Here is a 6,612-nt window from a genome sequence, read left to right on the forward strand (position 1 = left end):
AAACACGTTTTTCGCCAGATCGACACCGACGGTCACGACATCCTGCTGCATGGATCAACTCCTAGACGTGGCTCAACGACCACATCATCGCACAGCTACGCTGGTGCAGGGGCCGTCCAACCCATCACGTCAGTGCCGCCGTCCGAAACCATAGAGACCAAAGCCAGCGAACCTACTCTCCCGTTGGAAGACGGGAACGAGTAGACGCCCTTTTTAACTGCCGGTTTTCGGACATGTCATGCTCAACGACCTAGAAGCACTCGCTGCCGATATTGCGAACCTGTCCAAGGCTTGCGCCGAGATGGAAGGTACGGAAGCCGCTATGCTACTGAGCCAGGTGATTGCGCACCTTGAGGTGGCATTGTCCGAGTTAGCGGAGCACCCCGGTATGCTCGTCGGCGACATGCCGTGGTGGATCAGCCGCCAGAGTGAACGCAATAGCCTCCGCTAGAACTTACCAAGGCACCTGCCACAAGGGCTCGAACGCTCTACCTAGGCTATTCGCCGCGTAGGGAAATCAGCGCGTTCTCGATGAGACGCAGTGCATCTGATCGACTAGGACCCTGCATGCCCTCTCCAGCAGCGCGCATGTAGGCTTCCTTGTCGTCTCGCCACGATTCAAGCAGTTCGATCTTCTCGCCGGTGCTCAGGTCCTTGTCAGCGAGAAGATCGGCCGGTGTGTCGTATTTGGCGAAATACCCCATCACATCCTCCTCCGGACCTTAACGCTGCATCTTGCGTCTGATCCAACGTCCAAACCGTCTCAGGGCCGAGACGATGATAAACCAGAAACTCAGCGTGGCGATGAACGAACCCGCGCGAAAATTGTCCTCGACTCCGACGTTATGAATAACCGAGGTGTTCGGATTGTCAGCCAGATAGGGGGCAGGCCAGCCTGCCACTTCGCGAGGCAGCCAATTTTGCTCCACCGGGCCTTCATGGCCGTACATCGTTCGCTCGTCCGTGGGCGGATTGATCCAGGCGGTTGCGATCGTGATCGCCAGCGCCAGCAGTAGCGACAGAATACTTCTCAGCACTGCGGACTCCACTCACTGCCGATCAGCCGCTTCTCCAACTCCTCCAAGACACTTTCCGCGCATTTCATTGCCATCCCCGCAGAAGAGGCCGAACCCGACCTTGAATCCTGGTGATCCGAATGGGACACTCTCCACGTCCAGCGCCAATAGCCGCTATGCCGTACATCCAACTGCCAAATTCCACCTTCGGTTGCGGCGACGGTTCCCTGGTGGGGCAGCCCCAAACACCATTGTACGACAGGCATTCTTTCTCCCGAAGAGCTGACACAAGCCCGGAGAATCAACCTGGATCGATATCGGTCCCGACAACCCTGACGAAACGCCCCGTTGCGACGTTTGCCCCCACAAGCTACTTTTCTCGCTCAGAGCCGATGCTGACGGTGCATCGAACCGTCTCGCGCTCCCGGTTCGCACGCTTCCGGCACGCCTCCAGCACCTCACGGTTGGCGGCAACGATCCGGTCACCTGCCGCCAAGGCAGTGAGCGCGCCGGGCGAGGCTGCCTCCATCATTCGCTGCCCGCCTTCCCACATCTGCATGGCGAGCGTGCGCGCTGCCATCTTCTCCGGCCATTGCCAACTCGCCGGCACGGCGCGCGCGACAACGCCAGCGAAAGCCGCCCAAAGCACCATGCCGAGCACCACTCCGCCGATCGCGGTCCACATCAACCAGCGGTTCTGCTCGTCGTCGCGTCGCGCCGATGCGGCGACACCCTGGAGCACGCGGATTGCGTCCTTCAGCTCTGCGGCTGCGGTTGCGATCATTCGCCGGTCCTCGGCGCGGGCGCCGCCCTCCCCCGCCACGATCCGGTCAACGACATAGCGCGGGCTCGCTCCGTCCCTGACCGCCGCCGCCAGCGCGTCGACGCGCTCCAAGGTGGCGTCGATCTTCTGCACCATGCCTGCCAGCGTCTCGCTATAGTCGGGCAGCTCCGGGAGTTCGGCGCGCTCGCTCGCCATCCGCTCGGCGACGCGGCGTAGCAATGCCAGTTCACCCTCCACCCGTGCAAAGGCTTCCTGGGCTGTCTCGGGTTCGTGCTCGTCCTCGCTCATCCTGTCTCCCTCACGCACCCGAAAGCACGCCTTCTATCGGCTCAGTCCCCGGTCACGCTCGCGATCCGGCCCCAACGACTTCGCCAGCGCGTCACCAACCGCGCGGTCCTTCTCCAGTTTCAGCGCCAGCTCGGGCGCGCGGCGGCGCAGCGCGGATTCCAGCTGCGGATCGCGCCCGATCGCGCCGGCGACCTTCGCCATGTTGCCGCGCATACGCTCCGCGCCGGCGCGGTCGCCGACCCGCTCCAGGGCGGCACGATCGCGCTGCATCGCCTTCCATGCTTCCACGAACCTTCCGGCACGCGCCTCCGGGTCGAGCCGCACGCGCTGTTCCTCGGCCATCGCGCGCACCGCTCCGCCGGTGTTGCCGCCGGCGGCCTGCTCGACCAGCCTGGGATCGCGCCTGAGCGCGGAAGCAAGGTCGCGCGCGGCATGGGGCCGGTTCGCGTCCAGCACCTCGCCGGCCTTGCGCAACGCGCTCTCCTGATGGGGTAGAACCGGCAGGCCCTTGGCGCGCATCCGGCGTATATCGGCCGTGGCGCGCGCATAGCGTTCGATTGCCTTGGCTTGGTCCGGCTTGCCGCCGGTCGCGGGCTCCCGTTCCGGCGCGGACGCCTTCTCCGGTGCCCGGGGTCGGAAGCCGTCGAATATGCCCTTGGCCTTGTCGCGCACCTTGGCGGCGATCTCTCGCGCGACTTCCGCGAACCGGATCTCACGCCGCTCGGCGAAGGCGCGTGCCCAGTCATTGTCGGACGGCGCGGCATAGTCGCCGGCCATGTCCTTGGCGCGGTCACGCGATAGGACGCGGGCGAGCTGGCGCTGATCGGTGAAGTCGTCGCGGCCATAGTGGAGCTGCACGCCCTCGCGGTGCCGGGACAAGGCGACATAGGCACCATGCCGGTCCATCCCCGGCGTCGCCAGCACATGCGCGCGATCGACCGTCACGCCCTGCGATTTATGGATGGTCGCCGCATAGCCATGATCGACATGGGCATATTCCTTCGCCGCGAACGTCACTTCGCGCCCGCCATCGAGGCGGACAGTCATGCCCTCCGGCGTGACGTGCGCGATCGTGCCCAGCGTGCCGTTCTTCACCCCCAGCGACCGCTCGTTGCGCAGGAACATCAGCCGGTCGCCGGCCGCGAAGTCACGGGCACCACGGTCGGCCGCGAACGCCACGTCCTCGCCCAGCTCACCGCTCGCGCGCAGCCGGTCGCGCGCTTCCCCGTTCAGCTCGCGGACCTCGGCGTTGGTGTGGGTGAGGATGATGCGGGTCTTGTCCGGTTCGGCTTGGCGCTGACGATCCCATCCGTCGACCAGCTCGGCCCGCGCCGCCTCGCGCGTGTCCGCCGCGTGAACCATCCCGTGCGCGGCATAGGCGGCCAGCGCCTCGCTTGTGCGGCCGGTCGCCAGCGCCCGCGTGGCATCCCGTTGCCAGCCCTCACGCTGCCGGCGAACCTCGGTGATCTCGGCCGCACCGTGACGCTCGGCGATCGACCGGAACGCCGCGCCCGCCTCGATCGCCTGCAACTGCTCAGGATCGCCCACCAACACGACCTTCGCGCCGGCGTCACGGGCATGGGACAGCACCCGCTCCATCTGGCGGGTGCCGATCATCCCCGCCTCGTCGACGACCAGCACGTCCTTCGGCCCGAGCTGGTCACGCCCCTGCGCCCAGCCATGCTCCAGGCTGGCGATCGTGCGCGACGCGATCCCCGATCCGCCCTCCAGATTCTCGGCCGCGATCCCCGACAGTGCCGCACCGCGCAACCGGTAGCCTTCGCGCTCCCATGCCTCGCGCGCGACGCCCAGCATCGCCGACTTGCCGGTGCCGGCATAGCCGACGACCGACGCCAGTCCGTCGCGTCCGGTGATATGGTCGAAGGCGTCGCGCTGCTCGCCGGACAGGACAAGCCCCCTGCCCTCGGCCGCCCCGATCGCGGCATCCCGCTGCCGATCGGACACACCATGATCGCCGCGGCGCGCCAGCTCGTCGCCGGCCTTCTCCAACCGCACTTCGGTCGCGATCATGTCGCGGGAGGTGAACCGTTCCTGGTCGCGCCCGTCCTTCCCCAGCGCAATCAGCTCGGGGTTGGCGCGCACCGCCGCCATCACCCGGTCGAACTGCTCCTTGCCATCCGAATGACGGAACGCGAACACCGCCAGGTCGCGGGTGGTGAAGGTCGATTGCTGCCGGGTAATGCCGTCCAGCGCGATGCGCGGATCGGCCGCGATCTTGTCGCCGTTCTCGCGCGCGATCCGCCGGTGATCGTCGGCGCGCTCGGCGTCCTCGCCACGATCGAGGCGGCGCATTCCCGCCGGCCCGATCTTGTGCTGCGGCTCCAGTGCGATCCCCTGATCGGCATAGGAGCGATGGTCGATCCGCCCCTCCAGTCCCAGCTCGGCCATCGCCAAGTTGACATGGGCCGCCCACGCCTCGCGCCATTCCTTAAGCAGCTCGGTGCCGTTCCAGTCGCGGTTCTTCTGCCCGAACCCGTCCGGTCCCACGTCGCGCATCGACAGCATGACATGCGCGTGCGGCTTCGGGCTGCCGTCCTTCGCCTTGTCCCAATGCACGTTGAGGTCGGCGACCATCCCGCGCTTCACGAACTGCTCGGCGACGAAATCACGGGCGAGCGCGACGCCTTGTTTCTCGTTCATCTCGCGCGGGATCGAGAACTCCACCTCGCGGGCAAGCTGCGCGTCCTTGCGCTTCTCGCCTGCCTCCACCTCGTTCCAGAGCGCGGTGCGGTCGTTTAAACGCTCTGGCGCGCCGTCCGGTAACATCACCTCGGAGTGGATGACGCCGGCCTTGTTCGAGAAGTCGTGATGGCGGTTCAGCTTCTCGTCGAACAGCCGCGACGCCGAACGATAGGCAGCGGACGCGACGGCACTGGAGCCCTTCGCGCGGCTGATGACCTTGGCGCTGAAATGGTAGATCGCCATCGCGACTACCATGATGCACTTCTTAGCGCACGTCGACAACGACGTATAAGCGCGCACTCACCACTCGCTTCGCTCCCGCTGATTGACTGCCGTGCGTTTCCGTTATGGGTTGCCTGCTCGTTCCTGTTTGCTAGGCTGCGGTGAACCTGACGCGGAAGGAGAGAGCACCATGCGCAAGGTGCGCGACTATGACGCGGAGCTGAAGGCGCTGGAGAGCCGCGCCAAGGCGATCAAGGCGCGTCGCATCGAGCAGCTAGGCCAGCTCGTCACCGCCACCGGGGCCGATGCGCTCGACATGGAAACGCTCGCCGGCGTGCTGCTCGATGCCGTCGCCTCGCAGAACGCGGAAGTGAAGGAGGCGTGGCGCGCGAAGGGCTCCGCTTTCTTTCAACGGCGCGGGCGCAAAGGTGGCCGGACTGCTGGCGGCAACGGCGATAGCGGGAACGCGCAACCGGGCGATGATCCAGCGCCTGGAAGCGGCGCGGCGTCGTAACGATACGCGAGCCTGGGTCGTGCAACGCCGCGAGCGCACCCGCCACCTGATCGAGCTGGGCGGCCTCGTCCAGAAAGCCGGCCTGGTCGAACTCGCCGACGACGATCGCGCCACGATCTACGGCGCGCTGCTGGAGCTGGTCGGCCGCGCTCGCGGTGACGATCGTGGCGACACGCTCGCGCTCTGGAAGCGGCGCGGCAAACGTGCGTTCGACACGGAAAGCGAAGCGATGGAGAAAGGCGATGGCGGTCCTGGATATTGAGGCGATCCGCCGGGAAGTCCGCGCACTGGATTTCGAACGCGGCACGTTGGCTGACGTGGCGGAATGGCGCGAAGCCGATGCTGAATCGCGCGCCAACCTCGCGATTGAGGGCATGGCGCTGAGCGCGGACGACGAGGCGCTGTTCGATATGCTGCGCGACGAGGCCGTGCCCCCTCCCCTCGCCACGCAAATCATCCTCAAGCTGCTCGACCATCCCGATGCCGATCCGGCACTTCCGATCACGCCCCTGGAACGGGCGAGCTGATGGCGGGGCCGCTCATCGGTGGGCGTCGGCCGATCAGCTGGCGGCTCGCGATCGTCGTTTCGTTCGTCGCGGCCTATGCGACGGCGCGGTGGCTGGAAGGCATCTTCGGCGTCGGGCAGATTTCCGGCACGGTGTCGTTCCTGGTCCTGGTCGGACTGATCGGCGCGACCTGGTGGATCAACAGCCGCGCCGCCAACCGCCGGAACGAGCTACTGGGCTCGGCCCGCTTCGGCGATCGGGCCGACTTGCGCAAGCTGGAGACGAATGGGGATCTCCTGATCGGCCGTGCCAAGGAGTCCGGCAAGCTGCTCCACTATGACGGCGCGGCGCACCTGCTAACGATCGCACCCACCCGCTCGGGCAAGGGCGTCGGCACGATCATCCCCAACCTGCTGCTGCTCGACCGCTCCGTGGTCTGCATAGACCCAAAAGAGGGCATCGCGTGGAAGGTACGCCAGACAACGCTAAGCGAGAACATTTCAAGAACCGCATGATGGCCGTTACCGCCGGAGGTCGCTAAGCCCCAGTTCTTCCCACATCCATGTAAAGTCATAGGTG

Annotated in this window: 8 protein-coding genes and 1 pseudogene; 5 read left to right on the forward strand and 4 right to left on the reverse strand. The window is 66.1% G+C overall.

Annotated features, from left to right (window positions below):
- Window positions 1–238 precede the first annotated feature (238 nt).
- Window positions 239–451: a hypothetical protein gene (locus CA236_RS18315; RefSeq protein ID WP_046407042.1), complete on the forward strand. Its 213-nt coding sequence runs from the start codon at window positions 239–241 to the stop codon at window positions 449–451.
- A gap of 46 nt (window positions 452–497) precedes the next feature.
- Here the strand turns inward: CA236_RS18315 and CA236_RS18320 are convergent, their stop codons facing one another.
- From CA236_RS18320 to traA, 4 genes are all read right to left on the reverse strand, one after another.
- Complete coding sequence (locus CA236_RS18320) at window positions 498–704, reverse strand: hypothetical protein (protein WP_046407044.1); 207 nt, start codon at window positions 702–704, stop codon at window positions 498–500.
- A gap of 18 nt (window positions 705–722) precedes the next feature.
- Complete coding sequence (locus tag CA236_RS18325) at window positions 723–1,037, reverse strand: hypothetical protein (RefSeq protein WP_046407046.1); 315 nt, start codon at window positions 1,035–1,037, stop codon at window positions 723–725.
- Between the two features lie 349 nt (window positions 1,038–1,386).
- Window positions 1,387–2,088 (reverse strand): DUF6118 family protein, encoded by a 702-nt coding sequence (locus CA236_RS18330; RefSeq protein WP_231621823.1) that lies wholly within the window; start codon window positions 2,086–2,088, stop codon window positions 1,387–1,389.
- Between the two features lie 33 nt (window positions 2,089–2,121).
- Window positions 2,122–5,034 carry a Ti-type conjugative transfer relaxase TraA gene (gene traA, locus CA236_RS18335; RefSeq protein ID WP_125946695.1) on the reverse strand — a complete coding sequence of 971 codons (2,913 nt, stop codon included), beginning with the start codon at window positions 5,032–5,034 and terminating at the stop codon, window positions 2,122–2,124.
- 169 nt (window positions 5,035–5,203) lie between these two features.
- On the opposite strand from traA, the gene CA236_RS18340 reads away from it, so the two are divergent.
- The 4 genes and pseudogenes from CA236_RS18340 to CA236_RS18355 all read left to right on the forward strand — a co-directional run.
- Window positions 5,204–5,527, forward strand: coding sequence for a conjugal transfer protein TraD (locus tag CA236_RS18340; RefSeq protein WP_046407048.1), 324 nt, complete (start codon window positions 5,204–5,206; stop codon window positions 5,525–5,527).
- 19 nt (window positions 5,528–5,546) lie between these two features.
- A complete protein-coding gene (locus CA236_RS18345; protein WP_046407093.1) occupies window positions 5,547–5,789 on the forward strand; it encodes a conjugal transfer protein TraD in 243 nt (80 codons plus the stop codon).
- The gene (locus CA236_RS18350) at window positions 5,770–6,054 is read left to right on the forward strand and encodes a hypothetical protein (RefSeq protein WP_046407050.1); all 285 of its coding nucleotides are present in this window, start codon (window positions 5,770–5,772) and stop codon (window positions 6,052–6,054) included. Before CA236_RS18345 ends, CA236_RS18350 begins: the two co-directional genes overlap by 20 nt.
- Window positions 6,054–6,485: pseudogene (locus tag CA236_RS18355) on the forward strand (type IV secretory system conjugative DNA transfer family protein); the annotation flags it as partial. The gene CA236_RS18350 and the pseudogene CA236_RS18355, both read left to right, overlap by 1 nt.
- Window positions 6,486–6,612 lie beyond the last annotated feature (127 nt).

Origin of the sequence: Sphingomonas sp. ABOLG, assembly GCF_003950435.1 — a bacterium.
GTDB classification, from domain to species: Bacteria; Pseudomonadota; Alphaproteobacteria; order Sphingomonadales; family Sphingomonadaceae; genus Sphingomonas; species Sphingomonas panaciterrae.